24 protein-coding genes are annotated in these 25,747 nt (G+C 66.0%); 12 read left to right on the top strand and 12 right to left on the bottom strand.

Features of this window, described 5'->3' with window-relative positions:
* Window positions 1–29: 29 nt before the first annotated feature.
* The 7 genes from AAHB16_RS11415 to AAHB16_RS11385 form a co-directional block, all read right to left on the bottom strand.
* Entirely contained in the window at window positions 30–2,207 is a 2,178-nt protein-coding gene (locus AAHB16_RS11415; RefSeq protein ID WP_150374246.1) for an ATP-binding protein, read from the bottom strand.
* Window positions 2,204–3,298 (bottom strand): L-dopachrome tautomerase-related protein, encoded by a 1,095-nt coding sequence (locus AAHB16_RS11410; RefSeq protein WP_342050907.1) that lies wholly within the window; start codon window positions 3,296–3,298, stop codon window positions 2,204–2,206. Before AAHB16_RS11410 ends, AAHB16_RS11415 begins: the two co-directional genes overlap by 4 nt.
* 14 nt (window positions 3,299–3,312) lie before the next feature.
* The gene (locus AAHB16_RS11405; RefSeq protein WP_342050906.1) at window positions 3,313–4,278 is read right to left on the bottom strand and encodes a helix-turn-helix domain-containing protein; all 966 of its coding nucleotides are present in this window, start codon (window positions 4,276–4,278) and stop codon (window positions 3,313–3,315) included.
* A gap of 90 nt (window positions 4,279–4,368) precedes the next feature.
* Window positions 4,369–5,046 carry a response regulator transcription factor gene (locus tag AAHB16_RS11400; protein WP_342050905.1) on the bottom strand — a complete coding sequence of 226 codons (678 nt, stop codon included), beginning with the start codon at window positions 5,044–5,046 and terminating at the stop codon, window positions 4,369–4,371.
* Between the two features lie 123 nt (window positions 5,047–5,169).
* Window positions 5,170–6,963, bottom strand: a complete 1,794-nt coding sequence (gene lpdA, locus AAHB16_RS11395; RefSeq protein ID WP_342050904.1) for a dihydrolipoyl dehydrogenase — start codon at window positions 6,961–6,963, stop codon at window positions 5,170–5,172.
* 102 nt (window positions 6,964–7,065) lie between these two features.
* Window positions 7,066–8,076, bottom strand: coding sequence for a Bug family tripartite tricarboxylate transporter substrate binding protein (locus AAHB16_RS11390; RefSeq protein ID WP_342050903.1), 1,011 nt, complete (start codon window positions 8,074–8,076; stop codon window positions 7,066–7,068).
* Between the two features lie 28 nt (window positions 8,077–8,104).
* Window positions 8,105–9,754: an acyl CoA:acetate/3-ketoacid CoA transferase gene (locus AAHB16_RS11385; protein WP_342050902.1), complete on the bottom strand. Its 1,650-nt coding sequence runs from the start codon at window positions 9,752–9,754 to the stop codon at window positions 8,105–8,107.
* 106 nt (window positions 9,755–9,860) lie between these two features.
* Here AAHB16_RS11385 and AAHB16_RS11380 point away from each other — a divergent pair, with 106 nt between their 5' ends.
* Complete coding sequence (locus tag AAHB16_RS11380; RefSeq protein WP_342050901.1) at window positions 9,861–10,679, top strand: IclR family transcriptional regulator domain-containing protein; 819 nt, start codon at window positions 9,861–9,863, stop codon at window positions 10,677–10,679.
* Window position 10,680: 1 nt separating this feature from the next.
* On the opposite strand, the gene AAHB16_RS11375 is transcribed toward AAHB16_RS11380, so the two are convergent.
* Window positions 10,681–12,357 (bottom strand): FAD-dependent oxidoreductase, encoded by a 1,677-nt coding sequence (locus AAHB16_RS11375; protein WP_223851686.1) that lies wholly within the window; start codon window positions 12,355–12,357, stop codon window positions 10,681–10,683.
* A gap of 37 nt (window positions 12,358–12,394) precedes the next feature.
* Between AAHB16_RS11375 and AAHB16_RS11370 the strand changes: the two genes are divergently transcribed.
* Window positions 12,395–12,547 (top strand): hypothetical protein, encoded by a 153-nt coding sequence (locus AAHB16_RS11370; protein WP_342050900.1) that lies wholly within the window; start codon window positions 12,395–12,397, stop codon window positions 12,545–12,547.
* A 128-nt stretch (window positions 12,548–12,675) separates the two neighbouring features.
* Here AAHB16_RS11370 and AAHB16_RS11365 read toward each other — a convergent pair whose 3' ends face one another.
* Together AAHB16_RS11365 and AAHB16_RS11360 are read right to left on the bottom strand one after the other, a co-directional pair.
* A complete protein-coding gene (locus tag AAHB16_RS11365; RefSeq protein WP_150374238.1) occupies window positions 12,676–12,969 on the bottom strand; it encodes a hypothetical protein in 294 nt (97 codons plus the stop codon).
* 192 nt (window positions 12,970–13,161) lie between these two features.
* Window positions 13,162–13,641, bottom strand: a complete 480-nt coding sequence (locus tag AAHB16_RS11360; protein WP_150374237.1) for a VOC family protein — start codon at window positions 13,639–13,641, stop codon at window positions 13,162–13,164.
* A 151-nt stretch (window positions 13,642–13,792) separates the two neighbouring features.
* Here AAHB16_RS11360 and AAHB16_RS11355 point away from each other — a divergent pair, with 151 nt between their 5' ends.
* The 5 genes from AAHB16_RS11355 to AAHB16_RS11335 all read left to right on the top strand — a co-directional run bounded on the left by AAHB16_RS11355 (window position 13,793) and on the right by AAHB16_RS11335 (window position 18,339).
* Window positions 13,793–14,533, top strand: a complete 741-nt coding sequence (locus AAHB16_RS11355; RefSeq protein WP_150374236.1) for an ATP-binding cassette domain-containing protein — start codon at window positions 13,793–13,795, stop codon at window positions 14,531–14,533.
* A complete protein-coding gene (locus AAHB16_RS11350) occupies window positions 14,530–15,828 on the top strand; it encodes an ABC transporter permease (protein ID WP_342050899.1) in 1,299 nt (432 codons plus the stop codon). The genes AAHB16_RS11355 and AAHB16_RS11350 overlap by 4 nt, the downstream gene beginning before the upstream one ends.
* Window positions 15,829–15,838: 10 nt before the next feature.
* A complete protein-coding gene (locus tag AAHB16_RS11345) occupies window positions 15,839–16,375 on the top strand; it encodes a DUF3299 domain-containing protein (protein WP_342050898.1) in 537 nt (178 codons plus the stop codon).
* 12 nt (window positions 16,376–16,387) lie between these two features.
* Window positions 16,388–17,008, top strand: coding sequence for a DUF3299 domain-containing protein (locus tag AAHB16_RS11340; protein ID WP_342050897.1), 621 nt, complete (start codon window positions 16,388–16,390; stop codon window positions 17,006–17,008).
* A 110-nt stretch (window positions 17,009–17,118) separates the two neighbouring features.
* A complete protein-coding gene (locus AAHB16_RS11335) occupies window positions 17,119–18,339 on the top strand; it encodes an MFS transporter (protein ID WP_342050896.1) in 1,221 nt (406 codons plus the stop codon).
* Here the strand turns inward: AAHB16_RS11335 and AAHB16_RS11330 are convergent.
* A complete protein-coding gene (locus tag AAHB16_RS11330; protein ID WP_150374231.1) occupies window positions 18,328–19,353 on the bottom strand; it encodes an AraC family transcriptional regulator in 1,026 nt (341 codons plus the stop codon). The two genes, AAHB16_RS11335 and AAHB16_RS11330, sit on opposite strands and share 12 nt — an antisense overlap.
* 166 nt (window positions 19,354–19,519) lie before the next feature.
* Between AAHB16_RS11330 and AAHB16_RS11325 the strand changes: the two genes are divergently transcribed.
* From AAHB16_RS11325 to AAHB16_RS11310, 4 genes are read left to right on the top strand one after another with little or no spacing between them, the layout of a single operon-like run.
* A complete protein-coding gene (locus AAHB16_RS11325; protein WP_342050895.1) occupies window positions 19,520–20,482 on the top strand; it encodes a 3-keto-5-aminohexanoate cleavage protein in 963 nt (320 codons plus the stop codon).
* Between the two features lie 31 nt (window positions 20,483–20,513).
* On the top strand, window positions 20,514–21,857 hold the full coding sequence (locus AAHB16_RS11320) for an MFS transporter (protein ID WP_150374229.1): 1,344 nt from the start codon (window positions 20,514–20,516) through the stop codon (window positions 21,855–21,857).
* Window positions 21,858–21,895: 38 nt separating this feature from the next.
* Window positions 21,896–22,636: a 3-oxoacyl-[acyl-carrier-protein] reductase gene (fabG, locus tag AAHB16_RS11315; protein ID WP_150374228.1), complete on the top strand. Its 741-nt coding sequence runs from the start codon at window positions 21,896–21,898 to the stop codon at window positions 22,634–22,636.
* A gap of 32 nt (window positions 22,637–22,668) precedes the next feature.
* Window positions 22,669–23,460 carry an SDR family oxidoreductase gene (locus AAHB16_RS11310; protein WP_150374227.1) on the top strand — a complete coding sequence of 264 codons (792 nt, stop codon included), beginning with the start codon at window positions 22,669–22,671 and terminating at the stop codon, window positions 23,458–23,460.
* A 154-nt stretch (window positions 23,461–23,614) separates the two neighbouring features.
* Here the strand turns inward: AAHB16_RS11310 and AAHB16_RS11305 are convergent, their stop codons facing one another.
* Window positions 23,615–24,445 carry a hypothetical protein gene (locus tag AAHB16_RS11305; protein WP_342050894.1) on the bottom strand — a complete coding sequence of 277 codons (831 nt, stop codon included), beginning with the start codon at window positions 24,443–24,445 and terminating at the stop codon, window positions 23,615–23,617.
* Between AAHB16_RS11305 and cqsA the strand changes: the two genes are divergently transcribed.
* Complete coding sequence (gene cqsA, locus AAHB16_RS11300; protein WP_342050893.1) at window positions 24,444–25,712, top strand: alpha-hydroxyketone-type quorum-sensing autoinducer synthase; 1,269 nt, start codon at window positions 24,444–24,446, stop codon at window positions 25,710–25,712. The genes AAHB16_RS11305 and cqsA overlap by 2 nt on opposite strands.
* The last annotated feature ends 35 nt before the right edge of the window (window positions 25,713–25,747 follow it).

The following is a 25,747-nucleotide window of genomic DNA, read 5'->3' as shown; positions in this document are numbered from 1 at the left end:
GGACGCCCGCTCGCGCGGGCGTCTTTTTTCTAGATTCGCGCCGCGACGGGAATGCTGAAGGTCAGCGTGCTACCGTGGCCGGGTTCGGAAGACGCTTCGAGCGTCCCGCCATGGGCCTCCATGATGGAGCGGCAGATGGCCAGCCCCATCCCGATCCCCGTGCTCTTTGTCGTGAAGAACGGATCGAAGATGTTCTCGAGGGTCGTGTCATCCATGCCGGTTCCGCTATCCGATACCTTCACGCAGACATAACCGCCCTCGACTTGCGACGACACGGCAAGCTTGCGGGCCGGCGCCGGCGTCTCGGTCATGGCCTCCAGCGCGTTGGTGATCAGGTTGAGCACGACTTGCTGCAACTGGACGCCGTCGCCAAAGACGGCCTTCCCGGAGGCCGACAAGGACATCGACAGTCTCACCCTGCGATCGTCGATCTCGGGCCGCATGAGCTCGAGCACGCTGATCAGGACTTCATCGATGGCAAGCGGTGCCAGCGATGCCGGAGTCTGCTTTGCCAGAGCCCGCAGCGCGCGGATAATCTCGGACGTACGCGCCGCCGCGCTGTTGATCTGATCGAAGGCCGCCACGGCCTCCGTCACATCGGGGACGCTCCTGGCGAGCCAGCGGCGCCCTGCCCCGCTGCAATTGATGATGGCGGCGAGCGGCTGGTTGATTTCATGCGCAATCGACGCCGCCATGCCGCCCATCGCCGTCAAATGGGAGGTTCGCGCGAGGTCTGCTCTCGCTTTCACCAATGCGGCCTCCGTTTCGGCGCGCCGTTCATTCTCATCGACAAGTTCCCTGTACAGACGCGCGGTCACGATGGAATTGGCGGCATGTTGCGCCAGCATCTCCAGAAGCGCCGCCCTGTCCGCGCTGAACGCTTCCGTGCGGCGATTGTTCTCGAGGTAAAGCACGCCGACCATCGTGCCCTGCCGCATCAGCGGAAAGCACATCGCAGCGCGCACGGGGCGAGCGGCCCGCCCGACCATCCGACTGGACGCCAGCGCCTGGCCCGCGTCAACGAACGCGACGAGCCGCCGGCTTCTGATCGTCTTGTTGAGGATCGCCAGCGGGAGGATCGCGTCGGTGGGTGCCGAGGCCATGGTCTGGAAGACGATCCTGCCATGGTGCAACGTACCGATGGATTCGACGATTGGCTCGCCCCCTCTCATCAATAGCAGCACACCATATTGCGCATCGGCCTGAAGAATCATCGTGTCCAGCACTCGCTCGACCAGCTTCTCCAGCAGAATCTCTTCGGAAAATGCCTGAACCGCCCGCATGCCTTGGTGCAAATCGTTTTCCATGTCTTGTCTCCGGTGCAGCAGCGCGCCCGCGCCGCCTTCCGAGACATCGGCAAGCGCACGGTAGCTTACGATCAAGCGCTGCACCTTCGCATGCGCCCCCCAAACTCCATAGCAATAGCGTGCCCGCCTGGCATGCTCGAGCGCCAGTTCGACGCTCCCCTGGGATTGGTGATGCCTCGCAGAGAACTCCCAGGCGATCGATTCGACCATGAGCTGCCCGCTGACATTGGCGGCCGATGCCGATCTGGAATAAAGCTGTGCGGCAAGAACGTGCTCTCCGCGTGCGCGCGCCAGCTCGGCGCCGACCAGCAACGCCTTTCCGCCGAGTCCTGGTACCGTCGCGCCCCATTGCTCGAGCAACGCGCGTCTCGTCTCGATGTCGTCAACGATGGAAGGACTGACCTCGGCCGGTATCGTGCCCCTGGACGTCACGCTCAGTCTGGCGATGGCACCGAAGAATGCCAGGCATGGACCGCCTCGGTGGGGCGCCCGGCCGGGTGTATCCGTCGCCAGTGCTTCCGCCGCGCGAAACCGTTCGGTAGCCAGGGGCAGATCGTCGTCGAAGAATGCGGCCAATCCCGAGTAGAGATGCACGAGTCGCCGCGTTTCCTTCAAACGCCCCGTCAACTTCTGGTCGGCGGGCAGGACCGCGGCCAGCGAGAACGGAATCGGGCGCCGCACCGGATTGTCGTGGCGCAGGTCCCGCACCAGCCGAAGCTGGGCGCCGACAACCAGTTCCGTCGCTCTGTCGCATGCGCGGCGCGCCGCCTCGATCGCGATACGGGCTTCGGCATGTACCCGGCCCAGATGCTCGCCATTGGCGATCCGATTCACGATCCCTTCGACGAGCCGGCTGGCAACTTCCTGATCATCTGCGATGGACGGCTGCAGGCCCTTCACTCGGGAATGCGCGTGTGCGGCAGATCCAGCCGATATAGCCGGACAGGACGCTCCAGACGCGTCTGCCCGCCATTGAACAACCCAATGCGGTCAAGCTGGGGCACGGGCAGATAGAGGCGGCCCTGGCCGTCGAATGCGGGCGCATCGACCCAATGCAGCCGTTTGTCGGTCAGGACCGTTTCCGTGACACCGTCCGGCGAGATCCGTTTCAGCGAATCGGACGCCAGGTCCGAGTAATAGAAATTGCCCGCGGCATCCATGACCGAGCCACCCATGGGCGGCAGGTCCAGCCAGGGCTGCACCTTGCCCGCGAGTTGGGCCGGCGTCAGGGCGACGTCGTTCAGCCAGCGGGTTTCGATCTTCGACCACGGCCCCTCGAGCGGGCCGAAATACAGCCAGCGGCCATCGTGGCTGACCTCCAGCGGATCGGCGTGAACACGCAGCGGACGTCCGTCCGGACCACGCAAGATCCGTCCATCGACGACGATATCCCGCCCGGCCGAAGCGGTCGTGGAACGCTCGCTTTCCAGCACCCGTCGCGCCACACCCGATCGCATATCCAGCACGATGAGGCCCGGATCCCCCGCGTCGGTCAGATAGGCATGGTCGCCATGGAATCGAATGTCATCGATATAGCTATGGGTGCGCGCGACGTCCGGGCCAAGTGGAACAACCCGCCTGACCTGCCCCGTAGCCAGATCGATGGCGACCAGTTTCGCCGCGCCCGGCACCACGGTCCCGCCAAAGGCCGTCACCCCCGTATCGACGACCCATAGCTGTCCCGCGCCGTCGCGCCGGAGCGCATTGACGTTGACGAAGCGGTTCTCGACGGCAACCGACGATGCGTCGGCGTTCCACGCTGCGTCCGGAAACGGTACCAGCGCCCCGTCGGTGCCGACGCGGGCCACCGATGGGCCGAGCGAGCCCGTCCAGCGCGGGCCGGCCACGTAGATGCCACCGGCATCGTCGATCGCCGTGGCGTTCCAGATCATGCTGTCGCTCTCGGCCACAACATGCAGCGTCGGTGCCGCCACAGCGACCTCGGCGACGATACTCAACGCGGCGGCGAGCATCAGGGAAAGGGTCAACATTCTCATTATCGATCTCAAACGGAAGACATACGCTTACGGAACGTTCCTGGCGTCATCGCGGTGCTTCGACGGAACTGCTTGATGAAATGCGAGGCATCGCCGTACCCGCATCGATGGCCGATCTCGGCGACACTGAGGTTTCGAAACGCGCGGCTTGTCAGCATGGCCTTCGCGGACTCGACGCGGGTCTCCATCAGGTATTTCGCCATCGAGACGCCCAGTACCGCGAGATGGCGGTGAAGGCTTCTGACCGACATCCCCAGATCCGTCGCAATATCGACCGCGGCGATACTTGCTTCACGGTGCCTGTCGCGGATGCAACGCTGGATCTTCCCGGCCAGCTCGGACGAGCGGCTCAGCTGGATGTCGCTGGGTGGATTGAGTGCGCGCCCCGCCAACGCACCGAGCTCGCTGGCGAGCAATGACGCGTCATGGGCAACCGAATCCTGAAAGTCCTGAAACATCTGCCGGATAAAGGCGCAAAGGACTCGCGCCCAGCCCGCCGACGCATCGATATGCGCACCGACATGATCGTCGGCCCGATAGATCCAGCCCTCGATCCAGTGGGACGGCAATCCGACAAGAATGAGATCGGACTCGTCCGGCAGGTGAATCGCATACTCCCGCCCCGAACTCAGCAGTACCGCGTCCTGGCCACGCAGATCCACCGAGCCTCTTTCGGTATGCACCGACCAGGGACCGTTGTGAGACGTGACCAGGTGATAGGAGTCCCGCGAATCCAGCGCGATATTGCGCCGGGTCCTCCGCACCCTTCTGCCGACGGTCGCCATGGTCCTGCTCATACGGAGCGGCCCGAAATCGCCAGAGAGAAGCTTCGCCTGAAAGCGCTCGGAGTCGGAAATATCGATGTCGCTCCTGGCAAGGGAGTGACCGATCGCGTCGATCCAGTACTCCCGTCTCAGCCGGGGTTCGACGTCGTCCGTGGACCAGCGCCGGATCGACGTGTTTGGCTTTTCCATCTCGCGCGCCCAATGTGGATCATCATCAATGGTGCCTCAATCCCACCGCGTCCATGGCGACATTTACGACGATGTTTTCAGACACGATGCTCAGCAATCCAATGGAACGATGCCGACCATCTGAGAGGTGCGCACGAGATCGGGCAATGAACGCGCATTCATCTTTCGCATGACGGAAGCCCGGTGAACCTTGACGGTGATCTCGCTGATACCGAGGCTTGCCGCGATCCGCTTGTTCAGCGAACCCGCCACCACCCGAACGAACACCTCGAGCTCGCGAGGCGTCAGCGTCTTGAGTGTGTCGAGCGCCTCGTTGCGTGCCCGCACCTGCTCGCGCCTTTGCGCGTCCCGATGCAGTGCAATCATGACGGTATCGATGACTTGCTGTTCGGCGATGGGCTTGGTCAGGAAGTCGACGGCGCCCGCTTTCATGGCCGTGACGCACGCCTGCATATCGGTATGCCCACTCATGAAGATGATCGGCATCTGCAACGCCGGCTGCTGGCGCTGCAGGAACATCAGACCGCTTTCTCCACGAAGCCTGACGTCCAGCAACAGGCAGCTCGGCGCGTCCTCGACGGTCGAGGCCTTGAACGCTTCCGTGCCTTCGAACGAGCGAATGCGTAATCCCACGGAGCGAAGCAGCGAGTCGAGCGACGCGCGGATCAGGGCATCGTCGTCGATGATGTAAACGATGGGTGAAGCCCCATCGGCGAACAGGTTCTCTGACATGGCAGTGATGGGAAGGATGACGACATGACCAATCACGTGAAATCATAGATGTCATACGTCCCGGCGAATGGTTTCGCCGTGCCGGGCTGATGGTCCATTCCCGCCAAGTCCGCGCGTACGCCCAACCGAACGTACGCGCGTGCGCCGCGCTACGCCACCTTACATATTCAACGACCGCTTCCGCACCGCCAGCGCCGCCTCCCGCATGGCCTCCGGCAGCGACGGATGCGCGTGGCTGATCATGCCGATGTCCTCGGACGCCGCCTTGAACTCCATCGCCACCACCGCTTCCGCGATCAGGTCGGAGGCGTTGGTCGAGACGATATGCACGCCGAGGATTTCATCGGTCTTCGCGTCCGCGATCATCTTGACGAAGCCTTCCGCATGCCCGAGCCCCAGGGCGCGGCCATTGACGGCCATGGGGAACTGCCCCGCGCGATATTCGCGGCCTTCGGCCTTCAGCTGGGCTTCCGTCTTGCCGACCCATGCGATCTCGGGTTCGGTGTAGATGACCCACGGAATGCAGTTGTAGTCGATATGCGGCTTCTGCCCGTCGATGACTTCGGCCACGAGTACGCCCTCGTCTTCCGCCTTGTGCGCCAGCATCGGCCCCCGCACGACGTCCCCGATCGCATAGATGCCCGGCACCGACGTACGGCACTTGTCGTCCACCGGAATAAAGCCGCGTGTATCGGCCGCCAGCCCGACCTGGTCGAGGCCGAGGTTGTCGGTGTTCGGCACGCGGCCGATCGAGACGATCAGGCGGTCCGCGTCGAGCTTGTGGTCCTTGCCGTCCTTGTCCTGATAGGCGATCTTGACGCCCTTGGCCGATGTGGTGATGTCGCCGATCTTGACGCCGAGTTCGATCGTCAGGCCCTGCTTCTTGAAGCTCTTGGCCGCTTCCTTCGCCACGCCCTCATCGACGGTCGGGAGGAAGCTCGGCAGCGCTTCCAGCAGCGTGACCTCGGACCCGAGCCGGCGCCAGACGGAACCGAGCTCCAGCCCGATGACACCCGCGCCGATCACGGCGAGCTTTTTCGGTACCGAGTCGAACGACAATGCACCTTCGTTGTCGGACACGATCTTGTTGTCCACGGGCACGTTCGGCAGATGCCGCGCCTTCGACCCCGTGGCGATGATCACGTCGCGCGCCGCGTACGACTGCGTCTTGTCGCCTTCCGTCACGTCCACGACGAACGCGCCGTCGGCCGCGCGCTTGTTGAACTTGCCATGGCCCTTGAGCCAGGTCACCTTGTTCTTCTTGAACAGGAATTCGACGCCGCCCGTGAACTTGTCCACGATCGCGGCCTTGCGCTTGAGCATCTGCGGCAGATCAAGCGTCACGCCCTGCACGCGTACGCCGTGCTCGGCCATGCCGTGCTGCGCCTGCTCGAAGTTCTCCGACGAGGCCAGCAGCGCCTTGCTCGGAATGCAGCCGACATTGAGGCAGGTGCCGCCGAGACGCGGCTTGCCAGCGTCGTCGAGCCATTCCTCGACGCATGCCACGGTGCGGCCCAGCTGCGCGGCACGAATCGCGGCGATATAGCCGCCGGGGCCGCCGCCGATCACGATGACGTCGTAGTCAACCTTGGCCGATGCGCTCACCGAAGACCCGGCAGCGGCGGGCGCGGCAGCAGGTGCCGGGGCCGCGGCGGGCTTCGCAGCCGGCGCGGCGGCCGCGGGAGCCGGTGCAGCGGCGGCCGTGGCCTTGCCCTCGGTATCCACCACCGCAATCACTTCGTCCGCCCGTACCGTTGCCCCATCGGGCTGCACGATCTTCGCCAGCACGCCAGGCGCGGGACTCGGCACCTCCAGCGTGACCTTGTCCGTTTCAATCTCGATGAGGATCTCGTCCTGCCCTACCGCCTCGCCAACCTTCTTTTTCCATTGGATCAGGGTTGCCTCCGCAACGGACTCGGAGAGCTGGGGAACCTTCACATCGATCATTGCCATGGTCATCCTCGTTGAACTGTCGTGCGACGAAAACTGCTCCAACCCGCAAGTGTATGGCGTTGGGCGGTATTGCGCATCCGTAGCGCTGTCACACCTTCGACATCAATCGCTGCGAATGTTGTTGTCCCTGATGACCTTGCCCCATTTTGCGTAATCGCCCTGCATGCGCGACGTCAGCTGGTCGGGCGGCAGATACGACGCGATGGTGCCCGCGCCCAGCATCTTCTGCTGCACCGCCGCATCCGCCAGCGCGCCCTTCAGCGCATCGGACAGCCTGGCCACCACGTCCTTCGGCGTGCCGGCCGGCACCAGCAGCCCGCCCCACGACGATGCATCGAAGCCCGGAAAGCCCTGCTCCGCCACGGTTTTGACGTCCGGCGCAAACGACACGCGCTTGCTGGATCCCACGGCGATCGGGCGCAGCTTGCCGGCCTTGATATGCGGCAGCGCGGCAATCATGTCCGAGAACATCATCGGGACCTGGCCCGCCAGCAGATCGGCGATGGCCGGGGCGCTCCCCTTGTACGGCACGTGCTGCACGTCGAAGTGGCCGAGGTTCTTCAGCAATTCCGTCGAGAGGTGCCCAAAGCTGCCATTGCCCGCGCTCGTATAGTTGGTCTGCCCCGGCGCCGCCTTGGCCTTGGCGATGTACTGCTGCAGGTCCATCACGTCGGGCAGCGCGTTGGGGTTCACCACCATGACGATCGGCAGTTCGTAGGCATTGCCGACCGGCGTGAAGTCCTTGAAGATGTCGTAGCCCTTGCGCGGCAGCAGATGGGGCGCAAGCAGCGTCGGCGTGGCCAGCATGACCAGCGTGTAGCCATCGGGCGCGGCCTTGGCGACCGTTTCCGTGCCGATCGTGCCCGATGCGCCCGGGCGATTGTCGATCACGAACGTGGTCTTCAGCGTCTCGCCCATTTTCTGGCCGATGATGCGCGCGGCCGTATCGGTCGGCCCGCCCGCGGGGAACGGCACGACGAGGCGGATGGGCTTGTCGGCGGGAAATGGCGCCTGCGCGATGGCCGAGGCCATCGGCAGGGCGGTCGCCATCGCCGCCATGGCAAGTGTGGTGAGCGATGCGAGCGTCGTGCGACGCGCTTGACGGTACTTCATGTTGTGTCCTCCGGTGTATGACGTTGCTTTATCGTTGTTGTGGGGTACTGCCGCGCAGCGTCATCGCGCCAGGGCGAAACAGCCGCGCATCCATCTGCCGCAGATCGTCCGCGACGGCAATCGGCGTCGCGCATTGATCGAGCACGTCCCGCTGCAGGTCGATGCCCGGCGCGATCTCGACCAGCGTCAGGCGGGACTCGCCGTTCGCATCGGTGCGCATTTCGAAGACCGCGCGTTCGGTCACGTAGATCACGGGAATGCCGAGCGATGCGACATAGGGCCCGTTGAAACTCAGATGCGAGACCTCGGGCACGATTTTCTTCACGCGCCCTTCCGTGACGATGGACAGACGTTCGTCCCGCACCGCGATCTCGAGTCCGCCCGCCGTCAGCGTGCCCATGAAGACCACCGCGCGCGCACTCTGCGTGATATTGATGAAACCGCCCACGCCCGCGATCAGCGCACGCTCGCCCTCGCCGAACTTGCTCACGTTCACGTTGCCGTGCCCGTCGAGTTCGGCCAGCCCGAGTATCGCGAGGTCGATGCCGCCGCCTTCGTAGAAGTCGAACTGCGCGGGTTGGTCGACCACGGCCTCCGGATACGCCGACGCGCCGAAGCTCAGGCCATCGGCCGGCGTACCGCCGATCGGGCCCGCTTCCACGGTGAGCGTGAAGCCATCGAGCCCGGCCTGATGCGCGAGCGCGCCCACGGCCGCGGGCATGCCCACGCCGAGATTGACCACGCGCGGCGCGCGGGCCGCGAGTTCCATCACGGCGCGGCGTTGCACGATCGTGCGCGCATCGAGCGATGCCGGGGCGGACGGCAGCGCCTCCGCCGCATGCGCGGCTTCGCCACGCCATGGCCGCACGTAGGCCTCGTTGTAGACCTCGGCAAACGTCATCTGATGATGCTCGGGGGCCTCGCTGACCACGACGTAATCGACGAGGATGCCCGGCACATGAATCGCCTGCAGCGTCTCGTGAAAATCGACGAGCGACTCCACCTGCGCGATGACGATGCCGCCCGAGTTGTGCGCGGCCTGCGCCATCGCGAGCAGTTCGTGGTGGAACGCCTCGCGATGCGTGCTGAGGTTGCCGCGCGGATCGGCGGCCGTGCAGCGGATCAGCGCGCAATCGATGCGGAAGCTCGGATAGAACAGATACTCGTCGCCACGGAAGTCGATCGCTTCCACCCAGTTCGCGCTGCCCGCGGCGATCGCATCGCGGGCACGCGCGTTGATGGCACCGCCGTGATAGCGCGCATCCTGTGCCGTGCGTGGATCGACGAACGTATGCAGCCCCACCTTGGTCAGCACGCCGGGCTTGCCGCCCGCAATCGCACGGTACAGATGCGTGATGACGCCCTGCGGCAGGTTGTAGCCCTCGCATGCCTCCTGCATGGCCAGCGTCGCGAGCCGCGTGGCCGACCGCCAGTGCCCGCCGACGATCGCGCGCGTCATGCCTGCATTGCCGAAATGGTTGACACCCCGCGCGCCGCGATCGCCCTGCCCCGCGGAATACACGAGCGTCAGATCGCGTGGCATTCCGCTCTGCAGAAAACGCCGCTCCAGCGCCTCCGTCACGCCTTCCGCGTGGCCCGCGCCGACAAAGCCCGCGCTGGCGACGGTCCATCCGCTCTGGACGAGTTCCGCCGCCTGGCTGGCCGTGATGACCTTCATGCCTGTCTCCCGATTTTGTAATCTGCGAACATTTGTTCGGAAAACGACTATCATACGGATCGCACGGCCAGATGCAAGCCCGTCTCCCACACCACCCATTCCCGACATGCCACGTGCCGTTTCCGCCGACAAGGAAGACGCCCTCGACGTCCCGAACGAGGCGCCCAAGAAGGACGAATTGCTCGATTCCCTGACCAAGGGGCTCGCACTGCTGCGCCTCTATGCAACGGGCGTCGACGGGTTGACGATGCAGGAAGTGGCCGAGCAGCTCGACGTCACGCGCGCGGCTGCGCGCCGGCTGCTGCTGACGCTCGTGCATAACGAATACCTCGTGCAGGACGGCCGCAGGTTCCTTCTGACGCCGAAGGTCATGGACCTCGGCTATGCGTACTTCGCGTCGATGAACCTGCCGCAGATCGCGCGGCCCTATCTGCAGGCGCTGTGCGCGGAGGTAGGAGAGAGCTGCTCGATCGGGATGCTCGATCACGAATCGGTCGTGCTCGTCGCGCGCGAGGAACCGCGTCAGCTATTGCGCGTGGATATGGCGATCGGCCGCCGCATGCCGGCCTATGCGCATTCGCTCGGCCGCGTGTTGCTGGCCGGGCTCGACGACGCGTCGCGCGAGGCGTATCTGAAGCAGGCGGCGTTGCGCAAGCTGACGCCGTTCACGGTGACGTCGCGCCAGACGCTGGCGCGCAAGCTCGCGGAGATTCGCAGCGCGGGGCACTGCACGCTGATCAGCGAGCTCGTCGATGGGTTCGCGGGTATCTCCGTGCCGCTGCACGACCAGGGGGGCAAGGTCGTGGCCGGCGTGGGCCTGAGCATGGTGCTCGGCAGCCGCGATCAGGCGTTTCTGGAGAAGCGTTTTCTGCCGGCGCTACGGGTCACCGCGCAGAAGATCGAGACGATCCTGAAGGCGCGTTAGCTCACACGGTCGCTGGTATCGACACGGAGACGGTCGCGGTGGCAGCCGCTTCCGCCGACGACATCGCCAGAAACTCGTGGATCTGCGCCACGACGGCCGCGCCCTCGCCGATCGCGCCACCGACGCGCTTGACCGAGCCCGATCGCACATCGCCCACCGCGAACACGCCGGGCACGCACGTCTCCAGCGCGGCAGGCAGCCGGTCCGACGGTCCATCGACCGCGGCCGCGCCCGTGCGCACAAAGCCCGAGCGATCGGTGGTGACATCGCACCCTTCGAGCCAGCGCGTTTCCGGTTCGGCGCCCACGAACAGGAACACGTTGCGAATATTGCGTTCCGTCTCGACGCCGGTCTGCCGGTTCTGCCACGACACGCCCACGAGGCCATCGCACGACCCCTTGTGCAGCGCGACGAGTTCCGTGTGCGGCAGCAGCTCGATATTCGGCGTGGCCGCGATGCGATCGATCAGGTAGCGCGACATCGTCGCCGCCAGTCCCGGCCCGCGCACGAGCATATTGACCTTGCCCGCGTGCTGCGACAGGAATACCGCCGCCTGCCCGGCCGAATTGCCGCCGCCCACGAGCGCCACCTCCGCGTTCGCACAACTGCGCGCCTCGATGGCCGAGGCCCAGTACCAGACGCCGCGCCCTTCGAAGTCGGGCAGCATCGGCACATTGGGGCGGCGATAGCGCGCCCCGCTCGCGATCACGACCGTCCGCACGCGCAGCCGGCGGCCGTCGGTCAGCTCGATATGCATCACGTTGTCGGGTCCCGTGCGCTCGCAGTCGAGCAGGCGGACTTCCGACGGAATCCATAGCTCCGCGCCGAACTTCTCGGCCTGCACATGCGCGCGGCCCGTCAGTGCCGCACCGGAGATACCGGTCGGAAAGCCGAGGTAGTTCTCGATGCGGGCACTGGCCCCGGCCTGTCCGCCGTAAGCGCGGCGGTCGAGCACGACGACGTGCAACCCCTCGGAGGCGGCGTACACGGCGGTGGCCAGTCCCGCGGGACCGGCACCCACCACGGCGACGTCGAAGATCTCGTGCCGCTCGTCGGTTTCCACCATGCCCATGCAGCGGGCCAGTTCGGTTTCCGTGGGATTGACGAGCACCGCGCCGCCCGGACAGACGGCAACGGGGTCGCCGGCCGCCGCGCCATATTGTTCGATCAGCGCCGCGGCACCGGCGTCCTCGCGTGCATCGACCACGCGATACGGTTCGCCATTGCTGCGCAGAAAGCTCTCGAGATGCAGCAGCGCGCCCGAGCCCGGGCGGCCGATCAGCACCGGACCGCTCTCGCCCCATTCGATCAGCGACACGCGGCGCAGGATCAGCGCGCGGATCAGCCGCTCGCCCAGGTCCGCCTCCGCGACGATCAGCGCGCGCAACTCCTGCGGCGTGACGAGCAGCGTCTCCACGTGATCGATGGCCACGGCATCCACAAGCGACGGCTTGCCCGACATTGCCGCCAGTTCGGCCGCGAAGTCGCCGCGCGTAAATTGGGTCAACGGCCGCGTATTGCCCAGCCCGTCGCGCTGGTTGATCTGCACGGTGCCGGTCAGGATGACGAACATCCCCGCCGTCCGCACGCCCGTGCACTCGAGGTGTCCGCCGGGGGCATAGCAGCGCAGGGTTCCGAACCGCCCGATGCGGGCAAGCTCGGGTTCGGAGAACCGCATGTACATCTGATGATGGCGGGACATCATGGAGGCTGGAATGTCCCGATCTACCGCGCCGGTTGTCGCACCGGTCGTCGCACCGGTTGTCGCTTCGTTCGTCGTGCTGGTCGTCTTGCTGGTCATCGCTGCTCCCCTGCAGGTTGTCGGCGCGGGCCACCAGCATGAACGTTACTCCGACTCGGCGACGTAGGGTGCGTAAACGCGGATCAAATGTCGTGAATCGCGCGGGAGCGGCCCCAGCGCCACATCGCACGCATCCGCCGGCACAGGTGGTTGCGCCGGCGGACGGTGACTCAGCGGTCAGTCGGGGATGACGCCTCAGGCCATATGCGACGCGCACTCTCCGCGTGCACCAAGACCGCGCGCGCCATCGGTATAGGCATCACGCATACCGATATGGTTGCCGCCATCGGTGTAGGGGTCGCGCGGACCCATTCGCGCGCCGTCCGTGAACGGATCGAAGCCGCCCTGCTTGCAGGTGGTCGTGCCCGCATGCTTGGTGGACGCACTGGCCGGAACGAAAGTTTCGCTCCATGCGGCGTGCGCGGCCTGGGACAGGCCGAAGGTCATCGTGGAAACAACAAACAGGGTCTTGGCAAGCTTCGTAGACATCGCGACTACTCCAACATCGAACTCCAATCGGTAACGGAAACGGCTGGCATGGCCAAACCGTGGAGCCATTGTCGGAAATCGAACGGATACGAACATGAGGCGAGCGTCCCGGTTTCGGGTGGGAACATCGGGAATACGCCCGCGCGCATGGGACATCGGTCCCCACCGAGGGAATACCCTATCCCTTGGTTCCTACCCTTTCACCGCGGCCTCGATCTTCGCGACGTCGATCTTCGTCATCGACATCATCGCCGTGAACGCCCGCTTGGCCGCCGCGCGGTCCTTGCTGGTGTACGCCTCCGTCAGCACGCGAGGCGTGATCTGCCACGAGATGCCCCATTTGTCCTTGCACCAGCCGCAGACGCTCTCCTGCCCGCCATTGCCGACGATCGCATTCCAGAGCCGGTCGGTTTCCGCCTGATCGTCGGTGGCGATCTGAAACGAAAACGACTCGTTGTGCTTGAACTCGGGGCCGCCGTTCAGGCCGATGCACGGAATGCCCGCCACCGTGAACTCGACGGTAATCACGTCGCCTTCCTTGCCCGACGGATAGTCGCTCGGGGCATGGTGCACCGCGACGACGCGGCTGTCCGGAAATGTTGCCGCGTAGAAATTGGCGGCCGCTTCCGCATCACCTTCGTACCACAAACAGATCGTGTTCTTGTTTGTCACGTCGTGTCTCCCTGGGGTGAATTCCCCCGAGCAGCATACGACCGGCCCATGACGCGTTCAAAGCGCAGTTTTGTAAGCAGATAGTGTTCGACATTGCAACTTTGTTGCATTAAGCTTGCCGACTGTTTCCACCTTCCGCGAGCAGTTTTCCATGCCTCCTCCCGATACGCGCGCCGCGCCACCGCCAGTGGCCGCCCTGCACGACGTGGTCTTTGCATGGCCCGGACAACGCGACGCGCGCCTGCGCATCGGCCGCTTCGACGTGGCGGCGGGCGAGCATGTGTTCGTCTCGGGCGAGAGCGGCAGTGGCAAGAGCACCCTGCTCGGCCTGCTCGCGGGCGTGCTCGTGCCGGACGAAGGCACGGTGACGATCTGCGACACCGCCTTGCATACGCTGGCCGGCGCGCGGCGCGATCGCTTTCGCGCGGACCATATGGGCATCATCTTCCAGCAGCTGAACCTGCTGCCGTATCTGTCCGTGCTCGACAACGTCCTGCTCGCCTGCCGCTTCTCGGCCGCGCGCCGCGAACGTTCGCGCGAGCAGGGCGACACGCCGGCCGACGCGGCGGCCATGCTGCTTGGCCGGCTCGATCTGCCCGAAGCGTTGTGGCGGCGCCCCGCGTCCCGGCTTTCCGTCGGCCAGCAACAGCGCGTCGCCGCGGCACGCGCACTGCTCGGCCGGCCACAGATGGTCCTGGCCGACGAGCCGACGTCCGCGCTCGATGCCGCGCGGCAGGCCGCGTTCATGGATCTGCTGCAACGCGAATGCCGCGCCGTGGGCGCGAGCCTGATCTTCGTCAGTCACGACGAACGGCTGGCCGCGCATTTCGACCGGCGGTTCCCGATGCCGTCCATGGCAATGCCGGCGCTTGCCGCGGAGGCCATCGCATGACGTTGTTCGGTCTTGCCGCGCGCAGCGCGTGGAACCGGCGGTACAACCTGCTGCTGATGGTCGTGGCCATCGCCCTGTCCACGGCACTGCTGCTCGGCGTGGAGCGCATCCGGCAGCAGGTGCGCGCGGGATTCTCGCAATCGGTGTCGGGCACGGATCTGATCGTCGGCGCGCGGGGCAGCCCCATGCAGCTGATGCTCTACACCGTGTTCCACCTCGGCAGCGCCACCAACGACATGCGCTGGGATAGCGCGCGACGTATCGCCGCGCATCCGTTGGTCGCGTGGACCATTCCGGTATCGCTTGGCGATTCGCATCGCGGGTTTCCGGTGCTGGCGACCAATGGCGACTACTTCCAGTACTTCCGCTATGGCGCGCAGCATGCGCTGCGGCTGGCGGAGGGCAAACCGCTCGATGCGCGGCCCGATGGGCTGTTCGACGCGGTGATCGGCGCCGAGGTTGCCCGCACGCTTCACTACCGGATCGGCGACCGCATCGTGCTCAGCCATGGCGATGACGATGCCCATGAGCATGATCATGGGCCGCTCGCCGAGCATCACGAGCATGCGGACAAGCCGTTCGTGGTCACCGGCATTCTGGCGCCCACGGGGACGCCCGTCGATCGCACCGTGCACATCACGCTGGAGGCGATGGAGGCGATCCATCTCGATTGGCAGGCGGGCGCGCCGATGCCGGGCATGTCCATTCCGCAGCAACTCGTCCGCAAGTTCGATCTGACGCCGAAGCACGTGACCGGGCTACTGGTTGGCCTGAAGCTGCGCTCGCGGGTGTTTGCCGTACAGCGCGAGATTGCGGACGACACGCGCGAACCGCTGATGGCGGTGCTGCCCGGTGTCGCGCTCGATGAACTCTGGGACATGATCGGCGTGGCCGAGACCGGCATGATGCTGATGTCGGCATTGGTCGTTGCCGTGGGGCTCGCCGGGCTGGTATCGTCCATCCTCGCCGCGCTGGGCGAACGGCGCCGCGAACTCGCGATTCTTCGCGCGGTGGGCGCGCGGCCGCTGGATCTGTTGTTGCTGCTGGCGGCCGAGGGCTTCTGCCTGATGCTCGCCGGCACGCTGGCCGGTTACATGCTGTTGACGGCGGTGTCCGTCGCCATTGCACCGTGGCTGCAGGCGAGCCTCGGCATCGCATTGCCCGTGGCCTGGCCGCAGGCCAGCGAATTGCCGTTGCTCGGGGCGATCGTTGCCGCCGGTGCGGTGGCTTCGCTGCTGCCGGGCTGGCGCGCGTACCGCATCAGCCTTGCCGATGGATTGACCCCGAATACCTGAGCCCTTGCCAGTGACCACACGACGCCGGACCCTGCACGCCATCGCCGCCCTGAGCGGCATCTGTCTGCTGCCCGCCGCGCGCGCGGTGAACGACGTCCGCGAGATCAAGTGGAGCGAACTGCTGCCCGCCGGGTGGGACGCGAAAGCGCCGTTCCAGGGGCTCGACCTCGACAAGCTCGAAGACGGCGATCCGCGCGCGCAGGAAGCGCTGGCGCGCGCACGCGACTACTGGAAGTCGGCGCCCGTCGAACGATCGCTCGACGGCGCGCGCGTGCGGCTGCCGGGCTACGTGGTGCCGATGTCCGGCGATGCGCGCATCATCGGCGAGTTTCTGCTGGTGCCATACTTCGGGGCATGCATCCACGTACCGCCGCCGCCGGCCAACCAGATCGTCCATGTGAAGCTCGACAAACCTTCCCGCACGCCGCTCCGCGTGATGCGCGCGGTATGGGCCACGGGCACGCTGCGCGTCGAGCGCCTGACGTCGGCGATGGGGGATGCCGGTTATGCGTTGCATAACGCGAGCGTCGAGCTCCATGTCCGTTGATGCGAGTTGCCGATGAAGTCTCCAGGCCGACGCCTGTCCGCGCCGTTATTGGCCACCGCCGCCGTCATCGTCTGCACGGCCGCTGCCGTGGGGGGCGGTTACTGGCTGCGTTCCCAGTCGCCCGCGCCGATTGCCGATACGAAGGCACCCGTCGTAGCGCAGCCTGACGCGCCCGTCGGCAACTATCGCGAGATCGACTGGCAAACCCTGCTGCCCAAGGGCTGGGACCCGATGGCCCCGTTCAAGGGCCTGAAGCTCGACGACATGGAAGACAACGATCCCCGCGCGGAGATCGCCATGGACAAGGCCCGCAAGTACTGGCAATCGGCACCGGTCGAACCGTCGCTCGACGGCACCGCGGTCCGCCTGCCCGGCTTCGTCGTCTCGCTCGACGGCGAAGGCGAGGCCGTTCGCGAGTTCCTGCTGGTCCCCTACTTTGGCGCCTGCATCCATCTGCCGCCGCCGCCTTCCAACCAGGTGGTCCACGTGCGCACCAACCGCCCGCTGGACGGCCTGCGCACGATGGACACGGTCTGGATCCGCGGCGTCATGCGCGTGGAGCGCGCGGAGACCATGATGGGCGATGCCGGGTATGGGATGACGGACGCGACCCTCGAACCGTACCGGCCCTGACGCGACCGTTCCCCCGCCACACGGTCGTTCTGTGGAAATTCGTTGACTTGGCTACAATCTCGGAGGCCCGCAGAGGCCATTCGAGATAACGACACCGAGACGCCAACGACATGTCCAACCCCCTCCGTTCCGCGCTGCCCATCCTGGTCGGCGCGTCCGTCATGCTGTCCCTCGCCATGGGGCTCCGGCAAAGTCTCGGGATCTTCGTGCCGCCGCTCACGCGCGATATCGGGATTTCCGTGGGCGATTTCACGATCGCGGTTGCCGTGCAGAACCTCACGTGGGGTGTCCTGCAGCCGTTCGCGGGCGCGCTGGCGGTGCGGGTCGGGTTCCGGCCACTGATGATCGGCGGGTCGCTGCTGTATCTCGTCGGCCTGCTTCTGCTGGCGACGTCGCAGGGGCTCTGGACCGTGATCCTCGGTGCGGGGTTGCTGATCGGTGCCGCCATGGCCACCACGGGCACCGCGATGTCGATGGCCGCCGCGTCCAACGCGGTGCCGCCGCATGTGCGCAGCCTCGTGCTCGGCTTCGTGTCGGCCTGCGGATCGCTCGGGGCGATGATCGCCGCGCCGCTCGGGCAGGCGATCTCGCAGGGCTGGGGCTGGCGCCTTGGCGTGGCCTCGTTCGTGATTCTCGCGCTGATCATGCTGCCCGCCGCGTGGTCCGCCGGCCGCGTCGATGCCTTGCGCCAGGCCACGCCCACCCATGCTCCCGTCGAACAAAGCGGCCGCCATGCGCTGATGAGCGCGCTGCGCCATCCGCCCTTTGTCGTCATGGCGCTGGCCTATACGGTCTGCGGCATGCAACTCGTCTTCCTGACCACGCACCTGCCGGCCTACCTCGACCTGTGCGGCATGGATCCGATGCTGTCCGCCAAGGCGCTCGGCCTGATCGGCGGCTTCAACGTGCTCGGCAGCCTGTTCTTCGGCTGGGCCGGCGGCCGGATCAACAAGCTGCATCTGCTGGGCTGCATCTATATCCTGCGGTCGGCGGGCTTCTTCTGGTATTTCCATGCGTCGCCGACGCCCGAGACCACGATGATCTTCGCGTCGGTCATGGGCTTCCTGTGGCTCGGCGTGTCGCCGCTGGTGCAGGGGTGGATTGCGCAGACGTTCGGCCTGCGCTGGCAGGCGATGATCGCGGGCGTGGCGTTCTTCAGCCACCAGATCGGCAGCTTTATCGGGGCGTTCGGCGGTGGCTGGCTGTACGAGCTCGCGCGCAACTACGATACGGCGTGGAAGCTGGGGGCGGCGATGGGGCTGTGCGTGGGCGCCGTGCAGATCGCGTTCGCGTTTGCCTCGCGCACGCAGGCGCCGCGCCTAGCGACCTGAGCGCGCATCGTCGGCTTCGGTCCATCGTTTTAGCGCGCGGCGGAAGTTCGCGCCATCGCTGAAGCCGAGCAGCAGCGCAATATCGTCGGTGCTCATGCGCGTGGTCTTCAGATACTCGGTGGCGAGCGAGAACCGCACGTCGTCGAGAATCGCGCCGAACGACGTGTCTTCCGCCGCCAGATGCCGCCGCAACGTGCGGCTCGTCATGCCGAGCGCGTCCGCCACCGCATCCATCCCCGGAAACACGCCCGGCTCGCGCATCAGGATCTGGTAGACCTCGCCCGACACGCCGCTCGATGTCTTGGCCTCGCCCACGAGCCGGTCGCAGGTCTCCTGAATCAGCGCCGCGGAATGCCGATGCGCAAGCTGCGGCTTTTGCCCGAGGATCGCACTGTCGTAGATGAGTTCATATTCGGGCTGCCCAAACTCGCAGCGGCAGCCCAGATACCGGTCATACAGGCTCGCGTGCGCGGGCGCCGGGTGGGCAAAGCGCGCGAGAACGGGCGGGCAACGCTGCCCGGCCACATCCTGCAGATGCGTCACGTGCTGCGTGAACTGCTGCTCGATCAGGAACTGGCGCAATTCGTCCGAAGCGATGGCCACCATGGCATCGGGAAACGTCCACACCATCCGGTCCGGATACTCGGTCCATTCGATCGCGACCGTCGGTGTCGCGAGGCGATGGTATTTGACGCCGAGCCGGAAATAATCACGCAGCGACAGGCACGACATCAGCGCGTACCCGTACATGCCGTACGCCGCGAGATGCAGCCGTCCGCCCACCACGAACGGCGTCGCGGGGTCATGCGACAAGGCCAGCGCATTGCGGCAGACGGCGATGTATTGCCGCACGGACGTCAGCAGCGACGTGTCCGATAACGCCTCGGGCGCCAGCCCGCTGCCGCGCAGGCTGTCCTCGGGCGCGATGCCCTGCTCGGCCAGTACCTCCACCAGCGCGGCGATCTTGTACGGCGCATGGATGCGCTCGTTGTGCAGCGGAAATCTCGGCGGCACGGTTGTCTCCTCTGTCCTTCCCAGTTCTTCCCTGTCCTTCCCCGCCCAGCCCTCAATCTGTCCTCTTTGGACATGACCGTGTCCGGAAATGACCTTACGCCGGGCATGCTACCGAACTATCATCCCCTCCACAAGCTCGCCCGAGCCATATAACGAGACAGCCACCGTGACACCTACCCCCAAGCGTTCCGACGCCCGCAAAGTCATCATCTCGTGCGCCGTCACCGGCTCCGCGCACGTGCCCTCGATGTCGCCCTACCTGCCGCTGACGCCCGCCGATATCGCCTCGCAGGCAATCGAGGCCGCGCGGGCCGGCGCCGCCATCCTCCATCTGCACGCGCGCAACCCCGTCGATGGCCGTCCCACGCCGGACCCCGCGGTCTTCCGCGAATTCGTGCCCGAGATCGTGCGGGAGACCGATGCGGTCATCAACATCACCACCGGCGGCAGCACGCGCATGACGCTCGACGAGCGCCTGGCCTATCCGCGCGTGGCACGCCCCGAGATGTGCTCGCTCAACATGGGCTCGATGAACTTCTCGCTGCATCCCATCGCGCAGAAGATCGACCGCGAGGATGGCTGGCGCTTCGACTGGGAGAAGGAATACCTCGAAGGCATGGAGGACATGATCTTCCGCAATACCTTCCGGGACATCCGCAACATCCTCACCGAGTTCGCGGACCACGGCACGCGCTTCGAGTTCGAGTGCTACGACGTGGGCCATCTTTACAACCTCGCGCACTTCATGAACCTCGGGCTGGTCAAGCCGCCGTTCTTCATCCAGACCGTGCTCGGCATCCTGGGCGGCCTCGGCCCCGATCCCGAAAACCTCGTGGTCATGCGCAATACCGCGGACCGCCTCTTCGGGCGCGAGAACTACCACTTCTCCGTCCTCGGCGCCGGCCGGCACCAGATGCCGCTGGTCACGATGGCCGCGATCCTGGGCGGCAACGTGCGCGTGGGCCTCGAGGACAGCGTCTATCTGTCGAAGGGCGTGAAAGCGCGCAGCAACGCCGAGCAGGTGCGCAAGATCCGCCGCGTGCTCGAGGAACTGTCGTTCGAGATCGCCACGCCCGACGAAGCACGCGAGATGCTCGGGCTCAAGGGCGCGGCCGCGGTGACTTTCTGAGCCTCACGACAACAACCATCTGGAGACAACAATGGTGACCCCTTCGTTCGATTCGGGCAGTGACACGACCCACGCCGAAGCCACGCGCAAGGCAATGCGGTATCTGATCCCGCTGATGTGCGCGATCTACTTCATGTCGTACCTCGACCGCACCAACGTCGCGCTGGCCAAGGTGCAGCTCGCGCATGACCTCGGCATTACGGCCGCCATCTACGGGCTCGGCGCCGGCATCTTCTTTATCGGCTATGCGCTGCTGGAAGTGCCGAGCAACCTGATTGCCCACCGCGTGGGGCCGCGCCGCTGGATCGCGCGCATCGCGGTGACATGGGGCGCGCTGTCGGCCGGCATGATGTTCGTGCAGGGCGAATGGTCGTTCTACGTGCTGCGCGTGCTGCTCGGCATCGCCGAGTCGGGGCTGTTTCCGGCGCTGATGTACATGGTGACGCTGTGGTTCGCGCCGAAGGATCGTCCCGTCGCGGTCGGCTGGATCTACACGGCACCGGCCATCGCGCTCGTCATCGGCAACCCGATTGGCGGCGCGCTGATGCAGATGGACGGCATCGGCGGCCTGCATGGCTGGCAATGGATGTTCCTGATCGAGGGGCTGCCCACGATCTTCGTCGGCATCCTGCTGTACTTCAAGCTGCCGGAGCGGCCGTCGGACGCGCGCTGGCTGTCGCGCGCGGAAGCCCAGTCGCTCGAGTCCCGCGCGGTCATCGACGACCATGCGCACCTGACTTCCGCCCACTGGATGGCGGCGCTCAAGCGTCCGACCACCGTGCTGATCGGCCTCATCTACTTCCTGAATCAGGTCGCGTTCGTGGGGCTCGTGTTCTTTACGCCGGCCATCATCCAGCAGATGCACGTCACCTCGCCGCTGCTCATCGGCGTGCTGTCCGGCAGCGTCGGCATCGGCTTCCTGCTCGGCGTGCTCACGCTGCCGCGCATCCATCGCCGCACGCAGTCGGACTGCAAGTTCCTGTGGGTGCTGACCGCGGGGTCCGCGTTGACCGCGGCGGGCATCCTGCTGACGTCGAACCAGACGCTGCAGATCGTGCTGCTAGCGGGCACGGCGTTCTTTGGCGGCGGCGTGCTCCCGTCCTACTGGACCATTGCGATGAAGCGCCTGCAGGGTATCCACGCGGCGGCGGGGCTGGCCTTTATCAACACGATCGGTCTGCTGGGCGGCTTCGCGGGTCCTTACCTGTTCGGCATGGCGGAGGCCGCCACGGGGCGCAGCGCATCGGGCTTTGCGGTGATCATCGGCGCCGCGTTGCTCGGCCTGCTGATCGTACCGCTGCTGGCGCGGGCCATCGACAATGAATCCGACGCCGGTCGGGCAAGTACCGAAGGCGGTCTTCCCCAGCGCGCGTAATAATCTCCACTCCTCACCACACGACAACGAGCAGGTTCATGAGACTCAGCAGCAAGGTAGCCATCATCACGGGCGCGGGCCAGGGCATCGGCGCCGCCACCGCCCTCAAGTTCGCCCGCGAGGGCGCGACCGTGGCCGTTTGCGACGTCAATCCCGAGGCCATATCGGCGGTGGTTCAGGCCTGCCGCGAGGCCGGTGCCGATGCGCACGGCTATACCGTGGACGTGACCGATCGCGACGCGGTGGACCTGATGGTGGCGAGTGTGCTGGCGCGCTGGCAGCGCATCGACGTGCTCGTCAACAACGCGGGCATCACGCGCGATGCGCGCCTCCAGAAGATGACCGCGAAGCAGTTCGACGACGTGATCGACGTGAACCTGCGCGCGGTCTTCCACGTCGCGCAGGCCGTCGTCGATACGATGATCGACCAGCGCGCCGGGGTGATTCTGAACGCGAGTTCCGTGGTGGGCGTGTATGGCAACTACGGCCAGACCAACTATGCAGCCGCCAAGTTCGGCGTCATCGGTTTCACCAAGACCTGGAGCCGCGAACTCGGTCCCAAGGGCATTCGCGTGAATGCGGTGGCACCGGGCTTTATCGAGACGCCAATCCTCGGCACCGTGCCGGACGAGGTGCTCGCGAAAATGCGCGATGACGTGCCGCTGCGGCGCCTTGGCCAACCCGAGGAGATCGCCAACGTGTATGCGTTTCTTGCAAGCGACGAAGCGAGCTATATCAATGGCGCGGTGCTTGAGGTCTCTGGCGGCATGACGCTGTAACGGCCCGGCACGACAAAGGAGACAGACTCACCATGACCATCCTCGACATGCTCAAGCCCCGCGCCGGCCTGCGCGTGCTGATCTCGGGCGGCGCCTCGGGCATCGGCGCGGTAATCGCCGACGCTTTCCTCGAGGCGGACGCGTCGGTCTACGTCTGCGATATCGATGCAGAGGCCGTGGCACGTGCCGCGAGCCGTCACCCGCGCCTGTTCGCGGGCGTGGCCGATGTCGCCGACGCCGCGCAGGTCGACCGCGTGATCGACGCCGCCAGCGAAGCGCTTGGCGGGCTCGATGTGCTCGTCAACAACGCGGGCATCGCCGGCCCCACCGGCGCGGTGGACGCCATCACCCCCGAGCAATGGCAACAGACGGTCACGACCAACCTGAACAGCCAGCATGCCTTCCTGCGCAAGGCGGTACCGCTGCTCAAGGCCACGTCGGACAGTCCGACCATCATCGCGATGTCGTCGGTCGCGGGCCGGCTCGGGTATGCCTACCGCACGCCCTATGCGGCGACCAAATGGGCCATCGTCGGCCTCGTGAAATCGCTGGCCATCGAGCTCGGCCCGGACGATATCCGCGTCAATGCCATCCTGCCCGGCGTCGTCGAAGGTCCGCGCATGGACCGCGTGATCGCCGCGCGCGCGGACGAGCGCGGTATCGGCTTCGACGCGATGAAGGCCGAGTACCTGAGCAAGATCTCGCTACGGCGCATGGTCACGGCCGAGGATGTGGCCGCCATGGCGCTGTTCCTCGCCTCGCCCGCCGGACGCAATGTCTCCGGGCAGGCCATCAGCGTGGACGGCAACGTCGAGTACCTCTGACACGCGCAGGAGCAGCGCTGCGCGGACAGGCCGCCGTACACCGTGCTAGCGGGTCTTCCTCGGCCTGCGGCAACGGCATCGGACACCAAATGGCCTCCGCGCGGCCGCCACGCCACACCGCGCCGCGCGACCATCCACCTCGCTCCATCGCGTTTCAGCGGGATCCACCCCAAAAACCAATCACCTGCGCCCGGAAAGCGCCAATAATCGCGCATCGATACGTGGCAGCGTCACAGCGACATCGACCGCGGCGTGGATCACCGTTCCCCAGTCCGCACGCCCGTGCCGACACCGCCGCCATATAGTAGATGTCAGCCATCGTCGCGTCGTAACCGTTGTTCAGGATCAGCTGCGGCCGGGTATCGCCCGGATGCGAGGCCGAGCGGATCGGATAGCCCCGCAGTACAGTGTCGCCAGGCGGGATATCGCGCTTTTGCGCGGGCGTATCGCGTAACGCCATCGCGCGATCGAACGCATCGGTCTCCCTGGTCCGCGCGGCAATCCGGCGCGGCATTCCGGCTCGGATCGCCGGCGTGCCGTACATCGGGTGGTACGCCGTGGCATGACACACGCTTGCTTTCTGCCATCGCGCGGCGGCCATGGCGCGCTGCCCCCGGGCGAGGGTTTCGCCAGCATCCCGCGCGATACGTTCGGCAGCGCGCATCCAGGCATTGTGGAAAACCCCATCGTCACCATGATCGACCTCGCGGGCGATGGCGGCGACTTCCCCGTAGTCCGCGCCGCTGTAGGGGATGCAGGCCAGCGGCCAGGTGTCATCCCGACGATTGGCATGGCAGGACGCCTCGATGAGCCGAAAATGCGCCCGGCCGTTGTTGCCGCATGACAACATTTCACCGCAGAGATCCCGCGGACGCCCGTCCCCACGAAAGTGGGGATCCTGCGGATATTGGCAGTAGGCCTCAAGCTTTTCGTGATCGTTGTGTCTGTGTCCCCCTTTGCGCATACCCCCTGGAGAACCCTTCATGCCGCTTGCCGATGTCAAAGAAACGCCGACGATTGCCCGCAATCGCCGGTCCGCGCCGCTTCCGACGTGGATTGCCAATCGGATGGAGGCCCATTTCGTCGACCGGATGGAGAAGCTCTGGGGCGGCGACCATCTGCTCCATGGCCGCACGCCGGACCCCGATGCCCTGCATCTGAGCAGCAACGACTATCTGTGCCTGCTGGGGGAGCCCGGGCTCGTACAGGCGCAGGCGCGCGCGTTGCTCGACGAGCAGCCCGAACTGCTGATGTCCTCGGTGTTCCGGCACGGCGATACGCCCCAGCAGCGGCTCGAGCGCAAGCTCGCGGACCTGATGCAGGCGGAAGACGGCCTGATCGCCCAGTCCGGCTGGGCGGCGAACGTCGGTCTGGTGCAATGCATCGCGGGCCCCGGCGTGCCCGTCTATATCGACATGAACGCGCACGCGTCGCTGTGGGAGGGCATCAGCGCGGCCGGGGCGCAGGCCGTGCCGATCCGCCATAACGACTTCGCGCATGCGGAACGCCAGATCGAGCGCATCGGGCCCGGTGTCATCATGGTCGATTCGGTCTACAGCACCACGGGCAGCGTTGCCCCGCTCGAGGCGTTCGTCCGGGTAGCCGAAACCACGAAAAGCGTGATCGTGGTCGATGAATCCCACTCGCTCGGCACCCATGGCCCGCGCGGCGGCGGACTGGTACCGGCCCTCGGCCTGTCGGAACGCGTCCATTTCCGTACCGCGTCGCTGGCCAAGGCGTTCGCCGGCCGCGCGGGCTTCGTCACCTGTTCCAGCCAGTTCAAGGAGTTCTTTGCCGTGGAAGCGCGGCCGGCGATTTTCAGTTCCGGCCTGTTGCGCCACGAGATTGCATGGTTCGACGCCGCCACGGACTTTATCGCGCAGGCGGAAGACCGCCGGCAGCAGCTGCACGCGATCACGCGGTCCGTCAGGGCGGCCATCTCCGATCTGGGCTACAACATCAGCGACGGCAGCGAGCAGATCATCGGGCTCGAAGCGGGAACGGAGCCGCAGGTGATGACGCTACGCAATGCACTGCAACGGCGCGGGATCTTCGGCGCGGTGTTCTGCTCGCCCGCCACCCCCAAGAATAGGGCATTGATGCGCCTAACGCTGCATGCGAAACTCACGCCTTCCGATGTGGAGCGGCTTGTCGCGGTACTGGCGGCGATCCGGGATGAAGTCAGGCTCGAGGAATGGTCGTCGACGCGCAGGGCGCGGCGCGGCACATCGGGGCCGGCCGGCGGGGCATAGCCACGATCCCCACAATCCCTCAAGGAGTGCAGGCT

The sequence above is a fragment of the Cupriavidus sp. OTU4054 genome (genome assembly GCF_038440175.1).
Lineage (GTDB): Bacteria > Pseudomonadota > Gammaproteobacteria > Burkholderiales > Burkholderiaceae > Cupriavidus > Cupriavidus pauculus_D.
Note: the sequence above shows the minus strand (reverse complement) of the source record. Positions and strands in the feature narration are given on the sequence as shown.